23 protein-coding genes, 1 tRNA gene and 1 pseudogene are annotated in these 17,683 nt (G+C 62.1%); 7 read left to right on the forward strand and 18 right to left on the reverse strand.

Annotation, left to right across the window (positions count from 1 at the left end; genetic code table 11):
• Window positions 1–27: 27 nt before the first annotated feature.
• The 4 genes from J8G26_RS07110 to J8G26_RS07125 all read left to right on the forward strand — a co-directional run bounded on the left by J8G26_RS07110 (window position 28) and on the right by J8G26_RS07125 (window position 3,156).
• On the forward strand, window positions 28–753 hold the full coding sequence (locus J8G26_RS07110; protein WP_087744239.1) for a hypothetical protein: 726 nt from the start codon (window positions 28–30) through the stop codon (window positions 751–753).
• A 196-nt stretch (window positions 754–949) separates the two neighbouring features.
• Complete coding sequence (locus J8G26_RS07115) at window positions 950–1,927, forward strand: GMP reductase (protein WP_087744238.1); 978 nt, start codon at window positions 950–952, stop codon at window positions 1,925–1,927.
• A 147-nt stretch (window positions 1,928–2,074) separates the two neighbouring features.
• Window positions 2,075–2,998, forward strand: coding sequence for an NAD(P)-dependent oxidoreductase (locus tag J8G26_RS07120; protein WP_349238309.1), 924 nt, complete (start codon window positions 2,075–2,077; stop codon window positions 2,996–2,998).
• Between the two features lie 82 nt (window positions 2,999–3,080).
• Window positions 3,081–3,156 (forward strand) — tRNA-Lys (locus tag J8G26_RS07125).
• Between the two features lie 837 nt (window positions 3,157–3,993).
• On the opposite strand, the gene J8G26_RS07130 is transcribed toward J8G26_RS07125, so the two are convergent.
• The 4 genes from J8G26_RS07130 to J8G26_RS07145 form a co-directional block, all read right to left on the reverse strand.
• Complete coding sequence (locus J8G26_RS07130) at window positions 3,994–4,794, reverse strand: hypothetical protein (protein WP_210568406.1); 801 nt, start codon at window positions 4,792–4,794, stop codon at window positions 3,994–3,996.
• A 3-nt stretch (window positions 4,795–4,797) separates the two neighbouring features.
• Window positions 4,798–5,478 carry a hypothetical protein gene (locus tag J8G26_RS07135; protein WP_210568407.1) on the reverse strand — a complete coding sequence of 227 codons (681 nt, stop codon included), beginning with the start codon at window positions 5,476–5,478 and terminating at the stop codon, window positions 4,798–4,800.
• A gap of 111 nt (window positions 5,479–5,589) precedes the next feature.
• Complete coding sequence (locus J8G26_RS07140; RefSeq protein ID WP_210568408.1) at window positions 5,590–5,799, reverse strand: hypothetical protein; 210 nt, start codon at window positions 5,797–5,799, stop codon at window positions 5,590–5,592.
• A 2-nt stretch (window positions 5,800–5,801) separates the two neighbouring features.
• Window positions 5,802–6,005, reverse strand: coding sequence for a hypothetical protein (locus J8G26_RS07145; protein ID WP_210568409.1), 204 nt, complete (start codon window positions 6,003–6,005; stop codon window positions 5,802–5,804).
• A 391-nt stretch (window positions 6,006–6,396) separates the two neighbouring features.
• On the opposite strand from J8G26_RS07145, the gene J8G26_RS07150 reads away from it, so the two are divergent.
• Window positions 6,397–6,672 carry a hypothetical protein gene (locus tag J8G26_RS07150; RefSeq protein WP_210568410.1) on the forward strand — a complete coding sequence of 92 codons (276 nt, stop codon included), beginning with the start codon at window positions 6,397–6,399 and terminating at the stop codon, window positions 6,670–6,672.
• Between the two features lie 2 nt (window positions 6,673–6,674).
• On the opposite strand, the gene J8G26_RS07155 is transcribed toward J8G26_RS07150, so the two are convergent.
• The 14 genes and pseudogenes from J8G26_RS07155 to J8G26_RS07215 all read right to left on the reverse strand — a co-directional run.
• On the reverse strand, window positions 6,675–7,106 hold the full coding sequence (locus J8G26_RS07155) for a hypothetical protein (RefSeq protein ID WP_210568411.1): 432 nt from the start codon (window positions 7,104–7,106) through the stop codon (window positions 6,675–6,677).
• A 149-nt stretch (window positions 7,107–7,255) separates the two neighbouring features.
• Window positions 7,256–7,681: an HGGxSTG domain-containing protein gene (locus J8G26_RS19625; protein ID WP_349238310.1), complete on the reverse strand. Its 426-nt coding sequence runs from the start codon at window positions 7,679–7,681 to the stop codon at window positions 7,256–7,258.
• Window positions 7,581–8,048, reverse strand: a complete 468-nt coding sequence (locus J8G26_RS07160; protein ID WP_011806449.1) for a hypothetical protein — start codon at window positions 8,046–8,048, stop codon at window positions 7,581–7,583. The genes J8G26_RS19625 and J8G26_RS07160 overlap by 101 nt, the downstream gene beginning before the upstream one ends.
• 11 nt (window positions 8,049–8,059) lie before the next feature.
• Window positions 8,060–8,860: a hypothetical protein gene (locus J8G26_RS07165; RefSeq protein ID WP_210568412.1), complete on the reverse strand. Its 801-nt coding sequence runs from the start codon at window positions 8,858–8,860 to the stop codon at window positions 8,060–8,062.
• Window positions 8,853–9,167 (reverse strand): hypothetical protein, encoded by a 315-nt coding sequence (locus J8G26_RS07170; RefSeq protein ID WP_011806451.1) that lies wholly within the window; start codon window positions 9,165–9,167, stop codon window positions 8,853–8,855. Before J8G26_RS07170 ends, J8G26_RS07165 begins: the two co-directional genes overlap by 8 nt.
• Window positions 9,164–9,574 (reverse strand): hypothetical protein, encoded by a 411-nt coding sequence (locus J8G26_RS07175; protein ID WP_049756497.1) that lies wholly within the window; start codon window positions 9,572–9,574, stop codon window positions 9,164–9,166. Before J8G26_RS07175 ends, J8G26_RS07170 begins: the two co-directional genes overlap by 4 nt.
• 154 nt (window positions 9,575–9,728) lie before the next feature.
• The gene (locus J8G26_RS07180) at window positions 9,729–9,914 is read right to left on the reverse strand and encodes a hypothetical protein (RefSeq protein ID WP_011806453.1); all 186 of its coding nucleotides are present in this window, start codon (window positions 9,912–9,914) and stop codon (window positions 9,729–9,731) included.
• Between the two features lie 393 nt (window positions 9,915–10,307).
• The gene (locus J8G26_RS07185) at window positions 10,308–11,129 is read right to left on the reverse strand and encodes a hypothetical protein (RefSeq protein WP_210568413.1); all 822 of its coding nucleotides are present in this window, start codon (window positions 11,127–11,129) and stop codon (window positions 10,308–10,310) included.
• A 101-nt stretch (window positions 11,130–11,230) separates the two neighbouring features.
• Entirely contained in the window at window positions 11,231–11,512 is a 282-nt protein-coding gene (locus J8G26_RS07190) for a BrnA antitoxin family protein (RefSeq protein WP_210568414.1), read from the reverse strand.
• Window positions 11,499–11,777: a BrnT family toxin gene (locus J8G26_RS07195; protein ID WP_210568415.1), complete on the reverse strand. Its 279-nt coding sequence runs from the start codon at window positions 11,775–11,777 to the stop codon at window positions 11,499–11,501. Before J8G26_RS07195 ends, J8G26_RS07190 begins: the two co-directional genes overlap by 14 nt.
• 56 nt (window positions 11,778–11,833) lie before the next feature.
• Entirely contained in the window at window positions 11,834–13,192 is a 1,359-nt protein-coding gene (locus J8G26_RS07200; protein WP_210568416.1) for an integrase family protein, read from the reverse strand.
• 910 nt (window positions 13,193–14,102) lie between these two features.
• Complete coding sequence (locus J8G26_RS07205) at window positions 14,103–14,414, reverse strand: HigA family addiction module antitoxin (protein ID WP_087744230.1); 312 nt, start codon at window positions 14,412–14,414, stop codon at window positions 14,103–14,105.
• On the reverse strand, window positions 14,398–14,709 hold the full coding sequence (locus J8G26_RS07210) for a type II toxin-antitoxin system RelE/ParE family toxin (RefSeq protein ID WP_210568417.1): 312 nt from the start codon (window positions 14,707–14,709) through the stop codon (window positions 14,398–14,400). The genes J8G26_RS07205 and J8G26_RS07210 overlap by 17 nt, the downstream gene beginning before the upstream one ends.
• A pseudogene (locus J8G26_RS07215) lies at window positions 14,706–14,999 on the reverse strand (hypothetical protein); the annotation flags it as partial. The pseudogene J8G26_RS07215 and the gene J8G26_RS07210, both read right to left, overlap by 4 nt.
• A 109-nt stretch (window positions 15,000–15,108) precedes the next feature.
• Between J8G26_RS07215 and J8G26_RS07220 the strand changes: the two are divergent.
• Complete coding sequence (locus J8G26_RS07220; RefSeq protein ID WP_210568418.1) at window positions 15,109–16,341, forward strand: multidrug effflux MFS transporter; 1,233 nt, start codon at window positions 15,109–15,111, stop codon at window positions 16,339–16,341.
• A gap of 110 nt (window positions 16,342–16,451) precedes the next feature.
• Window positions 16,452–17,636, forward strand: a complete 1,185-nt coding sequence (locus J8G26_RS07225; RefSeq protein ID WP_349238311.1) for an HD domain-containing phosphohydrolase — start codon at window positions 16,452–16,454, stop codon at window positions 17,634–17,636.
• Window positions 17,637–17,683: the final 47 nt, after the last annotated feature.

A 17,683-nucleotide genomic window follows, 5' to 3' on the forward strand; every position in this document is an offset into this window, starting at 1 on the left:
CATTGTAGAAAGCACCCCGCCCTACCCATGAGAAAAACGGCCTTCACCCTGACTGCCCTCCTGGCACTGCACAGCCCCTATCTGGCGGCGCAGGCCAGTTGCAGCAGCAACGGCGCACCCCGCCCCGTGGCACTGTTTGAGCGCTTCATCAGCGCCGACTGCGCAGCCTGCTGGAGCGACCGCGCCACGCCGGCGCCCTCGGCCAGCGCACTGGTACTGGACTGGATCGTGCCGGGTGCGCTGGGCGACGATGCACCGTTGTCGGCCGCCGCCAGCACCGATGCCTTGCACCGCTTGCAGGCGCTGGGGCGCCAGGCACCCGCCGGCACCGATGTGTTCACCGCACCGGTGGAAGGCGCGCCCTCTGCGCGGCTGCGCGTGGCGCACGGCATGGCCTTCAACGACTATGTGGGCACCGCCATCGCATTCACGCCGGCAAGGGCAGCGCCGGGGCGCACCGCAGCGGCCACCGACTGGCGCTTTTATCTGCTGCTGGTAGAGGCCGTGCCTGCAGGCACCGAGGGCTCTCCCGTGGCGCGGAATATGGTTAGAAACATGCTGCAGGGCACATGGATAAAGCGCAATAAGCTATTTAATAGAGAGCAAACGCACTGGATGGAAGCACGCCCCATGCGCATCCCCGACGGCGCCCAAGCCGAACGCCTGCGCGTGGTGGGCTGGGTGCAGGATGCGCAAGGGCGGGTTGTGGCCGCAGCGCAATCCGATTGCGGGGCGCAGCCCGGCGGCAGGTAGGGACATTCGCGAAATACGGCGCACGGGTAGAATCAATCACCGGGCCCAAGTTTCTTGACGTCCGGTTTTTTTGTGCCTGCGCTCAGCAGGGTTCGGAGCGGCCACCACGGCCCCGCCCACACAACCGGTCGCCAGGCCAAGCGCCCACCGCAGCCAAAATTGTTTGGCTGCGTCCCTTGATGGAGCTTGGAATCTCATGGAAATCTTCGACTACGACAACGTTCTCTTGCTGCCGCGCAAGTGCCGCGTGGAAAGCCGCGCGGAATGCGACGCCAGTGTGGAACTGGGCGGCCGTTCGTTTCGCATCCCGGTGGTGCCGGCCAACATGAAAACGGTGGTGGACGAAAAAATCTGCACCTGGCTGGCGCAAAACGGCTACTTTTACGTGATGCACCGGTTCGACCTGGACAACCTCCAGTTCGTGAAGGACATGCACGCCAAAGGCTGCTACGCCTCGATCTCTCTGGGCGTAAAGCAGCCCGACTACGACACCGTGGACCAGCTCGTGGCGTTGGGGCTCACCCCCGAATACATCACCATCGACATCGCGCACGGCCACGCCGACAGCGTGAAGAACATGATCGGCTACCTCAAAAAGCACCTGCCCCAGTCATTTGTGATTGCCGGCAACGTGGCCACACCCGAAGCCATCATCGACCTGGAAAACTGGGGCGCCGACGCCACCAAGGTGGGCGTGGGCCCGGGCAAGGTGTGCATCACCAAGCTCAAGACGGGCTTTGGCACTGGAGGCTGGCAGCTCAGCGCGCTCAAGTGGTGTGCCCGCGTGGCCACCAAGCCCATCATTGCCGACGGCGGCATCCGCAGCCATGGCGACATCGCCAAGAGCATCCGTTTTGGGGCCAGCATGGTGATGATCGGCTCGCTGTTTGCCGGCCATGAAGAATCGCCCGGCAAGACCGTGGAAGTGGATGGCGAGCTGTTCAAGGAATATTACGGCTCGGCCAGCGACTTCAACAAGGGCGAATACAAGCACGTAGAAGGCAAGCGCATCCTGGAGCCCATCAAGGGCAAGCTGGCCGACACGCTGGTCGAGATGGAGCAGGACGTGCAAAGCTCCATCAGCTATGCCGGTGGCACCCGGCTGATGGATGTGCGCAAGGTCAACTATGTGATCCTGGGTGGCGACAACGCGGGAGAACACCTGCTGATGTAAGCCACGCGTTCGTCGGCGTGTGCGCGGTCAGGCCCACGGCAGCTGGGCAAGGGCTTGGCGCACGTCCTTGGTGCGTGCCACCATCCCGCCGTGGTCGGCACGCTGCAAGCTCGCTGACAGGGAGCGGCAGCGAAAAAGACCATGATGATGGCAAAGATATCAGCTGCCAAGGATGCGCCCATGACCACCACCACACCACCACTTCGCATTGCCGTCCTCGGCATTGGCATGATGGGGCTGCCCATGGCCCGGCGCCTGTGCGCGGCAGGCCACCAGGTGCACGCCTGGAACCGCACCCGCGCCAAGGCCGATCCGCTCGCATCCCTGGGCGCCACGGTGCACGGCGCACCGTCTGAGGCAGTCCGAAACGCCGACTTCGTCATCAGCCTGCTGGAAAGCGGCCCCGTGGTCGAGCAGGTGCTTTTCGAGCTGGGCACGGCACAGGCCATGCGGCCGGGCGCCCTGTTCATCGACATGGCCTCGATACAACCGCGGGAAGCCCGCGACCACGCGGCCCGCCTCGATGAGATAGGGCTGGCCCATCTGGACGCACCGGTCTCGGGCGGCACGGTTGGCGCAGAAAACGGCACACTGGCCATCATGGCCGGCGGTCAGGCGCAAGATTTTGCGCGTGCACAACCCATCTTCGCCGTTTTTGGCCGGGCCACCCATGTAGGCCCTCATGGCGCCGGCCAGCTGGCCAAGCTGGCCAACCAGATGATTGTGGGCATCACCATTGGCGCGGTGGCCGAGGCGCTGCTCTTTGCCGCCAAAGGCGGTGCCGACATGGCAAAAGTGCGAGAAGCCATCAGTGGCGGCTTTGCCGACAGCCGGATTCTGCAACTGCACGGCCAGCGCATGGTGGACCGCGACTTTGCACCCAGAGCCCGCATGGCGGTGCAACTCAAGGATCTGGACAACACCCTGATCACCGCCCAGGAAATCGGCTTCGATGCCCCCATCACCAGGCTTTTCGAAGCGCTGTACAAAGATGGCGTCGAACACGGACTGGGCCAACTGGACCACAGCGGCCTGTTTGTGGAGCTGGCCAGCCGCAATGCGATGCAATAATTTTTCACGCACCCTTGCCAACATCAGAAAAATTAGTGCATAATTCGAGGCTCAGCAGCAATGCTGACAGATTAAAAAGTTTGGGTTCTTAGCTCAGTTGGTAGAGCAGCGGACTCTTAATCCGTAGGTCGAGTGTTCGAGTCACTCAGGACCCACCAAGCTAGCCCGCATGGGCACACGAAACCCTGCTATCAAACCGGTAGCAGGGTTTTTTGTTTTTGGCTTCGTTCCGGCTCATGTAGCCACCATGTAGCCAGCGGTACAGGGTTTTGCACCGTGTAGCCAGCATGTAGCCACCCAGCGCCAGGCAAAAGAAAAGCCCCACGGCGGGGGTTCATGGCGTCCTGGGGATGCGCTTCTCACTGGTAACCGTTTCCAGTGAGCGACGCCCCACGGCGGGGGTTCATGGCGTCCTGGGGATGCAGCGCTGCGCCACCAGCCACGGGCAGCGGCTTGCTATTGGGTCTTGCCGTTGCGTTCTACGGTGCGTTGCTCGCTTATCTGGCGGTTTCCTCCAGATAGCCATGCGCCAGCACCCAAAAGCCCCACGGTGCGAATTACTGGGGCGGCAGGTCTTTGATTGCAGTTTGATTGATGAAAGCTATCAAAAACGCATGGCATGGAATATGCAACCCGCAACAAATGTGCCTGATAGCTTTTGAAAATAATGCTGCACTATGGTTTTTGTAGCAGCGGGTTTGATGGGGTCGGTTTGGCATGGAATGACCAGCAAGGGCACCAGCACCAGCTACAAAAAAGCCCCACGGCGGGGGCTTGCTATCAGGTCTTGCCGTTGCGCTCCAGGGTGCGGGCCGCTGGCGCATTGGAGCCACCTCTTATCCGTGGGGGGCGTCTGGGAGGGTGGGTACTGAGTGCCCACCCAAAAGCATTGGAGCCACCCCTCAACCGTGGGGGGCGTATGGCTCCGCACTCAGTGCGGGCCTGCATGTTGATGGGATGCAGCGCCAGGGCGTAACCTTTGCCGTAACCATGCCTCAGTCCTGCCGGTTCAGCAGCAACTCAAGCTGCGCGGTCGGGTCGGGTGGTTGGGGGGCTCGCTGGCTGGCGTCTGCTCGGCTGCGGCTGGGCGGCCTGGTCGTCGCGGCGGTGGACATGCTCGGGGCTCTTTTTGCTGCCACCCTCTGCACCCCTTCAACATCCTGAACACCCGTCGCTGCGCTCGCTGTAGATGGTTCTCTAGATAGGTGTCCGTGTGGCGGGACAGAGAGAGCCCCAAAATCACCCCGGATAGCACCGTGGGGCGGTACAGTGGACGCCCTCTCTGTACCGTGGGGCGGTGCAATAGGGCGGTCTATGGGACCGTGGGACGGTACAAGGGATGCGTTTTTCTCTGTACCGTGGGGCGGTACAGGCGATGCGTTTTGCACGGGGTCTTTCATCCGGTACGCGCCCCGCTGAAATGCCTCGGCTGTACCCACGTCATACCCCGGATTCCGGTCGAGTGCCCGCCAGGTCACCGCATACCGGGCGGCCTTGTTCGGGCGCTGGCCCTTCACTGTCTCGAAGATGAACCCAGCATCCAGCAGCTCGCGCTTGGCCTTGGTCAGCATGTCGTTTGAGTTCCAGCCCCGGCCCGCCATGTAGGCCCGAGACAGCAGCAGCCAGCCGTTGTTGTCCCGCGTGAACTGCCGGGCCACTTCCAGCAGCAGGGCGCGGGCGTGCATGGATAGCCGGGTGTAGGCGGGGCTGTCCAGCACGGCCCACGGCAGCGCCACAAACCCGCCAGCATCCCGGCCCGCATCGCCCCGGCGCAGCTTGTTGCGTCCGTTCGCCATGGCTCAGTGCTGCGCCGTGGTGCTGACTCTACGCTGTGCTTTGCTGAGTCTGGCGGCCTTCATGCGCTCCACGAAAGCGGCCTTCTCTTTTGCGTCCAGCTCCGCCATGGTTGCTTGCAAGCGCTCGGCCTCGGCAATCTTGGCGGCCATGTATTCCCTGTGTCGGGCATGCTTGGCCATGAAAGTCAGAGCCTCACCGATAACCTCCATGAAAGCGGTGCCAGCACCGCGCCGTGATGGTTTGCCGTGGGGCTCATCGCTGGCCTGCAATGCAGCCTTGATGACGTGTTGCTTGATGATGTGCGGCCCGTAGCCACGCGCCAGGGCGTCCAGCAGCTCGGCGGCGCAGCGGTAGCCAGTGACGAACCCCGCGTAACAATGCTCTTCAGGAACATCAAAGCAGCGGTCCCCAGTCCATCCACCCACTCGGCTGACTTCTTCGGTGACAAAGGACAAAGCCCCTCGGCGCGTGCGTGTGCCGTCTGGGTGCCGAATGATGGGATGGGCTGCATGCTTGCGCAGAAGCTGCACGTCTGCCTGGGGCAGCTCTGAAAACAACGGGTGCCAGGCGTCTGCCTGGGTGGGCAGGTCAATCGTGCGCTGCCAGCCGCCGGGAAACGCCAGCAGCGCGGTCTTTCCGTATTCCCCTGTGCCCAGCTCCAGCAGGCGCGTTGGTTTGGTCACTCCTTCGGAAATGTGGCGGGCCGGCGTCAACGGCCCGGCTGCGGGTGTAGTTGGGCCCCTGCCATCAGTCGGGTTGAGTGGGGTATCTGCCGGGATGAAGTGCGTCATGGCTCAATCCTCCTTGCCGGTCAGGGCGTCATGGGCCAGGGCGCAGATGCTGCCGACAGCCCAGGTGTCGCCGTCAATGGTCATCCGGTCGTGTGCCTCGATGGCGCAGCCGTCATCAATAGCCTTCTCCAGCGCGGCCAGTGCCAGGCGCAGGGCTTCACGCAATGCAGCGGCCTCGCCCTGGGGGTGGGCGGTGTGGGTGGTGCTGCTCATGGTCAGCCCTCCGCTTGCAGTTGGCCTATGGATGCCAGCGCCTGCACCAGCTTGCGCCGGGCGGCGGTGAAGTTGCCCCGCTCGATGTAGCTAGTTGCCAGGTTCGCCGCATTGAAGGCGGCCAGAACGGCGGTCAGGTTGGCGGTGGGGATGGTGTCCGTGGTGGACGTGCTGGGCGCGGGTTTGCGCTCCGTGATTGCGGTCATGGTCTTGGCTCCTTCGGGAGTGGCAAGGAATCCACCGTTTGCGTGTCTAGCGCATAAGGTGGGCGGGGTGTTAGACACACGTCCGAAGCCGTGCCGCCGTCCTTGCGGATAGACGCACCCCGCCCGAAACCATGGGAGACAAGTGCAGGCGCACCAGCCCCAGAATTTGGGCGTGACAAAACCCCGCTTATCGGTGGGGGCTGCTACCGCTTCGGATGTGGTGTGTCTAGCACCGGGCCTTTCGGCTTGGGGGAACTGTAGCACGGTCGCGTGTCGTTGAGTGCAATTCATGTCTGTAGAATTCAGGCCATGCCGTAAGCCAGCCCTCCTTGAGATAAACCATTGCACAGCACCAGTCGTGTTGTGCGTTTCTACGTCTCAAGGAGAAGATATGCCTTACGTCCGTACAGCTCGCGCCTATGTTTGGGTCGATGCCCAAGCCACAGCAAAGCCTGAAAAGTCCACCCCTTCTGCTGAGGAAGTCCGGTGGGCAAAGAATCCGCTCCATACCCATCACGGCATGTGCATCGGGTTTGCCGATACACCACGCGGCGCGTTTGTGGCCGTCAAAAGGTCATCGGGCACGTTCTGGCTTGCCGCCGACCACGTTCTTCATCCCCGTGAGCTTTCCGATTGGCTGCGCACAGGGTTCGGCCATGCCGCCTAGCTTCACACCGTGCGCGCCCCCTGCGCCAGCAGGTGCGTCACCAGCCGGTCAAAGGCATCTTGCCAGCGCATCGCACTGCTCACGGGTAGGTCTTGGGGACGTTGCGTTTTGGTGCACTGTGGTGCAGCCTCATCTCTGGCCTGCCAGCCCCCAGCGGGCACCCGCTCGGGGTCATCGCTCAGGTGGTACGGGTTGCACCGGCCCTTGTCCTGCATCTCTAAGCTCTTTGCCTGCGTGCAGTCCGCGCAGTAGTTCAGCCGGGCGTTGAATGCCGGTTCGCCATCAGCGGCCACGATGATGACCGGCTGGCTACCATTGTGGTTCTGCGCTGCGGCTGCGCTCTTGAGGTAGGCAATCCAGCTCGCCCGGTTGAAGAAACACGGCGGTGGCGGCGGTGCAAGGTCATCCACGGCGTCGGACAGGTTCAGGCGCATCGCTTTGCTTCGGGTGGTTGTACTGCCTAAATTTTAAGCAACGCGGGATTCTCTGTTTAGGCTTTGTGCAGTCTGTAAACCCAGTGGCAACCCGGCGTCAACTCAGCGGTGACCCATTAGTGACCTCAAAGTGAGCTTTCCCCCTCCGCTCACGGGCTCGGGTTCTTGCGCGGCCTTCCACCCTTGGCCCCGTTGATGCGCGATTGCTCGCGGCCTGCCTGGGTTTTTGGCCCGGTGGACATTCCACCATGCAGCTTGCAGCGGCCCGACTTGTAAAGCCCGGTCAGCTTGCACGGGGTGCCTGCCCGTGTCGTAGCCCCGCATTGGAGCCCCTGCACGGCTTCCGGCTGGGTGGGCATGGGTGGGCGCGGCGCGGGCCTTCCTGCCGCCTCCCAAGCCCCTTGCGCACGAAAGTAGGCATCAACGTAGCTTCGCCACATGCGGCGGCGTTCTGCATCGGTCATGTCGGGGCTCTCAAAGCAGTGAAGCCTGGGCAGCGGGTGCACTGGTGCACTGTGCTGTTGTGGAATCCGATTCCACGGCGGGCCAGGCCTGTGGCTGCGGACCTTTGCCATAGCCTTCCTCGAAGTCTGCGCACCACTCGCTGGCCAGGTCTAGCAGCGCCCGTAGCTGGGTCGTCTCATAGCTCAGGTCGGCATGTCGGTGGTCGCTGTGCTGCGCCATCCAATCAGCAAGGGCCTCGATACGGTCATGCAGGCCCACCATGCGGCGCTGCAAGGTGGCGATGGCCTTTGCGGCTTGCGTGTCGCTGGCGATGATGCCGAATTGCTCGCAGACTGCGCGAAGCTGGTACGGGTGCACCAGCACCGTGCTGGGCTCGGTGTAGCCGCCCTCGTCGTGCTGGGTCAGCATGATGGCCGTGCCGTGGTCGTCGTTGACCAGCTCGGCGCTCAGGTGGTGGTGGGTAAGTTTGGTGGTCATGGTGGTGTCTTTCAATGGGTGGTGACGTGCTGGCGATTCAGCAGGCCGGTGAAAAGGTGAACGGGCTTTGCTGTCAGTCGGCGGTAGCTGCCATGCCCATGAATGCAGGTCGTTTGCCCCGTAGGGGTGGCAATGTATAAAGGTGATACACGCGGTGTCCTATGGCTTGCCTTTTTAGGTGAAGGTGAAAACTCAGCCGGAACCCGCATGGTTGCTTGGTTTGCGGCCTTTTCCGCCATAGTCACGCCGTGTCCTAGTCCTTCAATCCAGGTGTCACGCGGTGTCCTAGTTTTGGCCCCGACTAGGACACGCGGTGACGTGGTATGTGTCACGCCGTGTCCTAGGCTTTTCAATTTTTCGGGGGTCGCTTTGATGGCAGATTCAGCGGCTGCAATCAGGTCTAGGCCATGCTGCGCACTGGTGACGCGCTTCCATTCGTTGGTTTCCTTTATGGCCTCCAGGTGCTTCGCTGGGATGGCGTAGCACTCGCGGTCTGTAAGTCGATACAGGTTCGGCAGGCGCTGCCCACCTTTGGTACAGCCACCCTTGCGCGTGACTGCAATCAGGCCCACGGCGCACAAAGCCCGAAGGCTTCGCGCCAGGGTCAGGTGGTGCCCAATGCCGCACTTCTTCGCACGGGTCAGGGGTAGGGACAAGTCGCCGTTGTTGTAGGCTTTGAGTTCGCGCAGCAGCGCCAGATAGGCCAGCACGTCATGCGGCGACAAGGCAGCGAATGCGGCGCTGTCGAACACATCGCTGTAGATGCGCAGGCTGTGCCCGCGTGGGTCTTTGAATGCCTTGTTCCTACTCATGACGGGCCCCCTTTTCGCGTGCCTTGCGGGTGCGGTGCAGCAGGTCGCCTTTGATGAGTGCCAGCAGGTCGTGACGCTGGCGCGGTGTCATGGTCGGAAGTTCGGCCAGGAACTCGCGCTGTGCATCGTGCGGCATGGCCTTTGCCAGCGTCTCGCAGTGCTTCATTGCCAGCAGGCCACCATGGGCGGCTTTGACCAGCTCCGGGCAGCCATAGCGATGCACTGCCAGGGCTTGGAACACCAGGCGGCGCGACACGCCCGCGCTGTCTGCCAGTTGCTGCATGGTCGGGTGCATTGGTGCACTCATGCTGCACCCCCCTCAAACAATCCCTGCTGCCCCGGATGGTGACGGCGGGCTTTGCGGGCGGCGTTTGCGCGCTCTGCCTCGCGTCGGGCCTGGGCGGCATGGGCACGGCGGGCGCGGCGGGCAGCGCGTACCTTGGCGCACCAGTCGCCAGCGCCATCGGCCATTGCGCGGGCCACGATTTCAGGGCCAAGGAAGTATTCAGCCACCCACGCCACGCGGCCATCACGGCACCCTGCTGCCTTGTCCACGGCCTCAATGGGCCAGCCGTACTTTTCCGCAAGGTAGAAGGTCACAGCAGATAGGCGGGTGGTGCTGGCCTCGTCCACAGCGTCAAGACTGGTCAGGCGCTCATAGTTGAGCAGGCGGGCCAGTACCTCGGCGGTGACGGTGTTCAGCTTGGCGGGCAATCCACCGGGGGTGATAATCTGCGCACCTTGCCGGGTAGCGCTCGATACTGCTTTTGTGGTGTCGGGCGTTTTCACTTGGCGGCCCTCCCACGGTTGAACCAGCGGGACGGGGCGGCGCACCACAGCGCCAGCAGCAGGCGATTGATAGCGGCGCTCATTCCGTCGCCTCCATTTCATCGGCCAGCTCTAGCAGCTTTGCAGCCACTTCGCGCAGGCCAGCCGGGCCAATCAGTGCATAAGCGCTCAGGCCCTCGGCATCGTTCGATGTAAACAGGCGGCCCGCGGCAGCCTCGAAAAAGATTTCGCCCTCGCCATCTGGGTGCAGGTAAAGCGCTTTCATTACGCCACCCCCAGCACGCGGCGCAGTTCAGAAACGGGCCACGCAAGGCGGCCAGATATACGGATGGGGCGCAGCGGCCCGTTTTCCAGACAAGCCCATGCGCGGCATGTCTGCGGCTTGCGGTTCAGGTAGTAGGCAGCGGCTGCGGTGTCCACTGTCGGGCGGGTAACAGATTCCAGCGGGGGGAACTGTTGAGGCTCAGGTACAGCGCGGCGGGTCTCTGCGCTGTGTTCGGTTGCTTGCATCGGTTTGCACTTTCAACCCAGCAGCACAGGCCGGGTATGGTGCATACCTTTTTCGGGGCATCGCTTGCCCTCAAAGCGAAGCAATAACGCTGTAACCCGCATGAATGCTAGGTTTTGCGGGGCAACGCTTGCCCCGAATTTTCTTGCCCTATTTGCCCCGGCGTATTGACGTTGATAGCTGTCTGTTTTGTGCGCTCGATATGCCTTTGAGTGCATGGCGCTTGATGTACGCACCCGTTAGCGGCTTGCCACCGGCACCCACAATGCAGGCTTGTCGAAACTCTCTTGCAATCTCGTCTGCTATAGCCTCTTGGCTTGGGTGCAGGTCTTTTTCTCTCTGGCGCTTGATGATTTCGCCAGCCCTTTCCCGCGCCATCGCCTTCCACGCTTCGCCATCATCTGCGCTCTCTGCCACCACAGGCGCAGGCGCTGCGGCCTGGGGCTGCGCTGGCAAAGCCTCTACTGCGGCAGGTGCGGGCTGTTGCGGTGCGGGTGTCGCCCTCTCGCCCATCAATTCGGGGCTGTAGCGACAGGCAATGTCTCGTAGGGCTGCGGCTGCTATCGCGCTCCACATGGGCTGTTGCGCGATTTCGTACACATCGGCGGCCAGCATGTGCCATGTGGATGCTGCGGGCGGGTAGTTGAATGCGTCCTTGTCGCCCCGATAGGCCAGCATGGCCTTTTTTCCCAGCGTGCGCCATATCCCTGCCGGGTTGGATGCTGGTTTGCCGTAGCGGCTAATCCCCGCAGAGTTGTGCGCTTGCTTGCCGTCGCTGTTGGTGATGTTGCCGTTCTGCCATGGCTGGTGCGGCGGATACAAGTGGGCGGTCAGAAACCCATTCGCGGCCTGCTGCGCAAGCCAATGCAGTTCCTCCAAGCCCGCTGTACCGCGTGCGATGGCAATCGCGGTAGCAATCTCGGCCAGTGCGATGAGGTGGCTTGGGCTGCAGGTCTGAGTCCGCGATTTCATTGCACCCCCGATGCAGCCCCGGTATCAGGAGCCCCAGCAGGCCAGCGGGGGAACTGGCTTTTCGGCCCGGTTTCGAGGCGGGCCTAGCTGGGGCGAAACGGTCAGGCGTGCGCCCGCACCCAGCTTTTCAGGGCCTCATTGATGCGGGTTTGCCAGCCATCGCCCGATGCCTTGAACTTCTCCAGCACCTCTACATCCAGGCGCAGAGTGACCTGGGCCTTTGTGCCACTACCCAGCGGGCGGCCACGGCGTGCCAACGGCTTGACCTGCTCCCATTCGGTGTCGGTGAAGGGCGCAGCGTCAGGGTCTGCCAGCGCAGCGGCGGTAATGGCTGCATCCTCGGCAGGCGTCGGCTGGATGGTTCCGGTTTTAAGTTTCGGCATAGCGTTTCACCTCTCGCGTGTTGGCTTTTCTCAAACTGATAACGCGGCGCTCGGTCGGCTGCTCTGGCGGACGGTCAACAAACACCACGTACATGATGCGCAGGCCGATATAGCCCAGCGCCACCATGCGGGGCTCGCCATAGTCCCGGCGTGTGTCCGGCCACACCACGGCGGTTTCCCATTCGAAGCCCACGGCATCCAACAATGAAAACCCATGCTTTGCCAGATTGGCGGCATCTTTGGCCGGGTCGAACGTCACATTCATGGTTTAGTGTAGCTACGTTTATTTAGATTGCAAGGATTATTTGTAGTTGCGTTATTTCAGACGGCCACCACACGCAGCGCACCGGGCGCGGCCTTGGCATCAAACACAATCCCGGCCTGTTCCAAAATCCACGCCTCTATGCGCTCATGGTGTACGCGCAGCAGGTCTAGCGGGCGCACGGTGTAGTGCTTTTCAGCGGTTGCGCTGGGCTTGTGGCCCATGATTTGAGCCACCACACCGGCGGGAATTTCGAGCCACTCCGTCAGGCTCTTGAATGACCTGCGCAGCCCATGCAAGGTAAGCCCCTCGATACCAGCCACGGCGCACGCAGCAGTATGCGGGGCTCTTGGGATGCTCAGGGTCTGCCCTTCGGTGTCCTTGCCCCGTGCGGTGCTGGGAAACACCCAGTCACTGCGGCGCGGCAGCGAGTGCAGCAGGTGCGACACATAGGGCGTCAGGGGTATGACTCGCTCCCCTTCCACCTTATCCCGGATGGTCAACCCCTTCCACTTGGTGTTGACATCCTCCCAGCGCAGCCCCAGCACCTCGCCCGGCCTTGCACCAGTCAGCACCAGCACTTGCAGGTAGGCGGCTGCAATGGGGTTTTGAATCTGTTGCACGGCGGCAAACCACGCAGGTAGCTGTTCTTTCAGCAGCGCATCCTGCTTCACACCGGCCTTGCCCAATGCCTCGCGGGCCTTCTTGGTCTTGGCAGGGTTCACGCTGGGCATCGCTGGCGCATATTCCGGCTGTTCTGCGCACCAGCTCAAAAAGGCTTTCAGGCAGCGCCATGCCAGCCGGGCGGATGTTGGGCGGGTCTGCGCTTCGCGTGCTGCCCATGCCTCGATAACAGGCGCGGTCAGGTCACGCAGTGCAAGCCCCATCAGCGGATGCAACGGCCCGGCCACAGTCACACCACGGCCACGGGTGCCACGCTTGGAAACCTCGCCACCGGCCTGAACCAGCTTCACATGGTCGGCATGGTGCCGTGCGCCCCAGTGCGGGCGGCGGGCTTCAAGGTACACGGCCCACACCTCGCCCACGGTAACGGCTTGGACGGCTGCGGTCGCCTTGGCTGCGGCCTTGTCTGCCTGTTGCTGGCGCTCTATCTCTCGGGGGTCTTGCCCGTTATCCAGCACCACGGCAAGGCGGCGGGCTTCGGTGCGGGCCTGTTCAATGCTCCACAGCTTCACGTCCCCAATGGTGCGGCGGATGGTTTGCCGGTCTAGCTTGGCCTCATAGACAAAAGACTTCGCACCAGCAGCGGTTACACGTACACGCAGGCCGGGCGCTTCGCTGTCTCGCATGAATGCCTGTTGCTTGCCAGCGGGGCAGGCCAGGCGGTCGATTGCGCCAGCAGTCAGGTTGATGCGCTCGGCAATGTCTGGCGTGTCTGTCTTTTTTGGGCGGGCCATGTTGTTGCTCCGGTTGGCTTTGGCTACACGGGCAGTCCATGTAGCCACCATGTAGCCACCATGTAGCCACCATGTAGCCACCATGTAGCCACCATGTAGCCAAAAACCCCATATTTTGGGGAATATCAATCAACGCTTATGCTGTGTTCTTACCCAGTACATCAGCCGTAAGTTGTTGATTTATATTGATTCTATCAGCACCAATCAACACGGCCAAATATATATTTACTCCGACTCTTAATCCGTAGGTCGAGTGTTCGAATCACTCAGGATCCACCAAGCTAGCCCGCATGGGCACACGAAACCATGCTATCAAACCGGTAGCATGGTTTTTTGTTTTGGGTTTTCGCTCGTCCGATGCAAGGGCAGATGTAAGCGAATTTCGGGAATCGCGCCCCAGCACCAGCACCCCAAAAGCCCCACGGCGGGGACTGGGGTGGTGGTTTACGGTGCCAGCACGTTAAACACGGCGGCGCTGTTGAACGTCCGTTGAATGAGCGTTGCGAAGGCCCTCTGAAGGGGTGGAACGGTTTCAGGGGTATGCCGTGGCATCGTTTGCTCATGCCGTGGCAATGCCGGGTGCTGGGGCACGGCATCTGTGTGATTCACACAGATAGCGGCGCATCTTGGGAATTCCCAAGATAGACGCACGGGGTGGAGTCCGACTCCACTCCAGGCAGGACGCTCCCCACGGCTGAGGGGGGCTCCCATACGCCTCGGTCATCAATCGTCCAATACCGGCTTTCAGGGCATGGCAGTAGCATCGCTTCCGCATGACTGCGGTTGTACGGATTGTCTGTTGACACAGCGGCATCCCCCGATGCACCCCGGTATCAGGAGCCCCAGCAGACCAGCGGGGGGACTGGCTTATCGGCAGGATTGCGGCCCGGCCTAGCTGGGGCGAAAACGGTCACGCCATCGCTGGCGCAGGTTGGACGTGCATAGGCGCGTCTTTGAAACGCTGTGCGGCCTGCCACATGTCGTAGGCACTTTGCTCTGCCAGCCACACACGGGCATCACCACCACGCTCCGGCCCCAGCCACGCCTCTATGCGCAGGGCCATTTCTGGGGAGACAGCAGCGCGGCCATTGAGCACACGCGACAAGGTCACGCGGGACACGTCCAACTGCTGGGCGGCCTGGGTCACACTCAGCCCCAGCGCGGGCAAAACATCATCGCGCAGCGCCAGGCCAGGGTGCGGGGGGTTAAACATGCGTGCCATCGTTGCTTCTCCTGTCTCTGTGGTAGTCCTGATAGTCCACCAATACGGCATTCACGCCTTCAAAGGCGAAGGTCATGCGCCAATTGCCATTCACGGACACCGACCAATGCCCGGCAAGGTTGCCATGCAGCGAGTGCAGGCCCCAGCCGGGCAGGTTCATATCCTGGGGCTGTTGCGCTTGGTCGAGTCGGGCCAGTTGCCGGGCCAGCTTGGGCGCATGGGCGGCCTGAATGCCCGCCTTGGTGCCTCGCTCGAAAAAGGCTTGCAGCCCCTTGTGACGGAATGACTTAATCACGGGTTGATTGTAGCGCGTGGCGATACGAAATGCTTGTCACCCAGCCACCATGCGCAGAGCACCGGGCGCGGCTGGGCATCAAACACAATCCCGGCCTGCTCCAGAACCCACGCCTCGATGCGCTCATGGTGCACGCGCAGCAGGTCTAGCGGGCGCACGGTGTAATGCTTTTCAGCGGTTGCGCTGGGCTTGCGTCCCATGATTTGAGCGACCACGCCAGCGGGAATATCGAGCCACTCCGTCAGGCTTTTGAAACTGCGGCGCAGGCCATGCAAGGTAAGCGCGTTCATTGGTCTCTGGCTTGCCTGCCGGCGCCACGGGAAAGGGCTCGTCCATAATGGGCCTGGCCTCGGCGCCGCTTCTGGCGCACTACTTCATTTCCTCCCTTCAACCATCCTCATGAATCCACACGCCCACCTGCTATGGCCCGCACCCCGGTGGGCGCTGGCCGTGCTGCTGGCCTTGCTGGGCATGCTGGGGCCCTTTTCGATCGACACCTACCTTCCCGGGTTCTCGGGCATTGCCATTGCTCTGGGCGCCACCCCGGTGGAGATGCAGCAGACCCTGTCCGCCTATTTGTTCGGCTTTGCCTTCATGAATCTCTTTCATGGCGCGCTGGCAGACAGCTTTGGCCGCAGACCCGTTGTGCTGACGGGTATTGCCATCTTCACCATCGCATCGGCTGGGTGTGCACTCTCCCAGAGCATTGAGCAACTGGTGTTCTTTCGCGCCTTGCAGGGCCTTTCCACCGGCGCAGGCATTGTGGTGTCGCGCGCCGTCATCCGTGACATGTTCCCGCCTGCCCAGGCACAGCAGGTCATGAGCCAGGTCACCATCTACTTTGGTGTTGCGCCGGCCCTTGCACCCATCGTGGGCGGCTGGCTTTTTGTGCATCTGGGCTGGAACAGCATTTTTTGGTTCCTGACGCTGGTGGGCGTGGCACTCTGGATCGCCAATCTGCGCTTCCTGCCCGAGACGCTGCAAGCGAGCCATCGCCAGCCCTTCAACATACCGCACCTTCTTCGAGGCTACTGGGAGCTGGGGTCGAGCATGCGCTTTCTCCTGCTGGCCTTCGCCAGCGGGGTGCCGTTCAATGGCATGTTCCTGTATGTACTGGCAGCCCCGGCTTTTCTGAGTGACCACCTGAGGCTTGCACCCACGCAGTTTTTCTGGTTCTTTAGCCTGACCATCTGCGGCATCATGGGTGGCGCGTGGCTAAGCGGTCGGCTGGCCGGGCGCATTGCGCCCAAACGGCAGATCCAGCATGGTTTCGTGATCATGTGTGTAGTGGCGGTTGCCAACGTGATCGCCAATGCATTGTTTACAGCGCATGCCAGCTGGGCACTGCTCCCCATTGCCGTTTTCGCTTTTGGCTGGGCACTGATGGTGCCAGTGGTGACCTTGCTGGTGCTGGACCTGTACCCGCAGCGGCGCGGCATGGCGTCGTCGCTGCAGGCGTTCGTCGGCTCCGCTGCCAACGGCGTGGTGGCCGGCGTGGTGGCCCCGCTGGTCATGCACTCCACGGTTTGGCTAGCGGTGGCATCGTTCTTGATGATGGGCGTGGGCATGCTGGCCTGGATCTACCTGCACCATCGCTGGCCCGAGATCGGACGCATCTCCGCCCGTGCCTGACGACGGTGCCACGGCCAATCGTCGGCCACTCTGCAACAATCGTTGGGAGAGACACCACACCGATGTGAAAGATTGACGACACAGATGACGCGATCAACCAAGGGCCGGCCGTGCAATTATTGAAACTGGTGGAGTCCGAAATCCAGATGGACGCTCCGCTACCGTGGAACGTTCGCAATCATGATTGCACGCTGCTTCTCGCACGCGGGCATGTCATCAGCAGCGAGACCCAAATGCAGGCACTGCTAGAGCGTGGCATGTACGTGGACCTGGAGGAAAAGCGGGCGGTAGAAGCCCTTGCTTCGCCCAAGCCTGCACCCACCAAGAGCATCTATGTGCACTGGACGGATGCCATCGACACCCTGGAGTCGCTGCTGCACAACCTACCAGATGCACCTGACTTCCTTGCAAAGATAGATGCACTGGCCCAGGAGTTGATCACATTGGCGGAACTGGATGCCGACATTGCCATCTTCATGGCCGTCCGCCAGGACCAGGCAAGACACCTGCGGTACGGCTTCAGCCACAGCGTCTACACCGCGCTGCTGACCATCCTCATGGCACAACGCATGGAATGGACTACTGCAAACATTCGCCTCGTCACGCTGGCCGCGCTCACCATGAATGCCAGCATCGCCGACCTGCAGGGCCAGATGGCGAGCCAAGACTACCCCATGCTGGATCGACAGCGCGTCCAACTGCGCGCCCATCCCTTCGACAGCGCTGCATTGCTCGCCCAGGCGGGCATCACCGACACCCAATGGCTGAATGCGGTGCGCCAGCACCATGAACAAGCCAATGGCAAAGGCTACCCCACCGGCACCACACAAATCAGCGAACTGGCGCAGATGCTGCGCATGGCCGATGTTTTCATGGCGCGCATCAGCCCCCGCGTGATCCGTCCGCCGATGAGCGTCCAGGATGCCGCCCGCCAGATGTTTCGGGACGACAAGGGGGGAGCGATGTCGTCCGCCATCATCAAGGTGTTGGGGATTTACCCGCCAGGGAATCTGGTGAAACTTGCATCCGGAGAACTGGGCGTGGTGATGCGCCGCGGCGCAGAAGCCCGCACACCTCTGGTGGCAGCCGTTACCGATGCACAGGGACGAAGCGTCACCACCACCCTGCACCGCAACACTGCCGAACCTGCCTTTGCCATCACCGGCCCCGCAACAAACGACAAAAACCTGCTGGCGCGAGTGCCGCCCGAGCGGCTGTATGGCTATGCCCAGAGGGTGCCCAGCGGCCCTGACCCGAGCACGCATCGGAGGGACGGCAGCACCCATGACGGATAAAAAAGGGCTGGCTCCTCACGGAACCAGCCCTTTTCAACGTGTCAGTG

This window comes from Acidovorax sp. JG5 (assembly GCF_017939685.1).
Classification (GTDB): Bacteria; Pseudomonadota; Gammaproteobacteria; order Burkholderiales; family Burkholderiaceae_C; genus Acidovorax.

Excerpts from the sequence above, each read along its gene's own strand:
- J8G26_RS07110 (WP_087744239.1), top strand. The coding sequence starts at position 28 with ATGAGAAAAACGGCCTTCACCCTGACTGCCCTCCTGGCACTGCACAGC.
- J8G26_RS07115 (WP_087744238.1), top strand. The coding sequence starts at position 950 with ATGGAAATCTTCGACTACGACAACGTTCTCTTGCTGCCGCGCAAGTGC.
- J8G26_RS07120 (WP_349238309.1), top strand. The coding sequence starts at position 2,075 with ATGGCAAAGATATCAGCTGCCAAGGATGCGCCCATGACCACCACCACA.
- J8G26_RS07130 (WP_210568406.1), bottom strand. The coding sequence starts at position 4,794 with ATGGCGAACGGACGCAACAAGCTGCGCCGGGGCGATGCGGGCCGGGAT.
- J8G26_RS07140 (WP_210568408.1), bottom strand. The coding sequence starts at position 5,799 with ATGAGCAGCACCACCCACACCGCCCACCCCCAGGGCGAGGCCGCTGCA.
- J8G26_RS07145 (WP_210568409.1), bottom strand. The coding sequence starts at position 6,005 with ATGACCGCAATCACGGAGCGCAAACCCGCGCCCAGCACGTCCACCACG.
- J8G26_RS07150 (WP_210568410.1), top strand. The coding sequence starts at position 6,397 with ATGCCTTACGTCCGTACAGCTCGCGCCTATGTTTGGGTCGATGCCCAA.
- J8G26_RS07155 (WP_210568411.1), bottom strand. The coding sequence starts at position 7,106 with ATGCGCCTGAACCTGTCCGACGCCGTGGATGACCTTGCACCGCCGCCA.
- J8G26_RS19625 (WP_349238310.1), bottom strand. The coding sequence starts at position 7,681 with ATGGCAAAGGTCCGCAGCCACAGGCCTGGCCCGCCGTGGAATCGGATT.
- J8G26_RS07160 (WP_011806449.1), bottom strand. The coding sequence starts at position 8,048 with ATGACCACCAAACTTACCCACCACCACCTGAGCGCCGAGCTGGTCAAC.
- J8G26_RS07165 (WP_210568412.1), bottom strand. The coding sequence starts at position 8,860 with ATGAGTAGGAACAAGGCATTCAAAGACCCACGCGGGCACAGCCTGCGC.
- J8G26_RS07170 (WP_011806451.1), bottom strand. The coding sequence starts at position 9,167 with ATGAGTGCACCAATGCACCCGACCATGCAGCAACTGGCAGACAGCGCG.
- J8G26_RS07180 (WP_011806453.1), bottom strand. The coding sequence starts at position 9,914 with ATGAAAGCGCTTTACCTGCACCCAGATGGCGAGGGCGAAATCTTTTTC.
- J8G26_RS07185 (WP_210568413.1), bottom strand. The coding sequence starts at position 11,129 with ATGAAATCGCGGACTCAGACCTGCAGCCCAAGCCACCTCATCGCACTG.
- J8G26_RS07190 (WP_210568414.1), bottom strand. The coding sequence starts at position 11,512 with ATGCCGAAACTTAAAACCGGAACCATCCAGCCGACGCCTGCCGAGGAT.
- J8G26_RS07195 (WP_210568415.1), bottom strand. The coding sequence starts at position 11,777 with ATGAATGTGACGTTCGACCCGGCCAAAGATGCCGCCAATCTGGCAAAG.
- J8G26_RS07200 (WP_210568416.1), bottom strand. The coding sequence starts at position 13,192 with ATGGCCCGCCCAAAAAAGACAGACACGCCAGACATTGCCGAGCGCATC.
- J8G26_RS07205 (WP_087744230.1), bottom strand. The coding sequence starts at position 14,414 with ATGGCACGCATGTTTAACCCCCCGCACCCTGGCCTGGCGCTGCGCGAT.
- J8G26_RS07220 (WP_210568418.1), top strand. The coding sequence starts at position 15,109 with ATGAATCCACACGCCCACCTGCTATGGCCCGCACCCCGGTGGGCGCTG.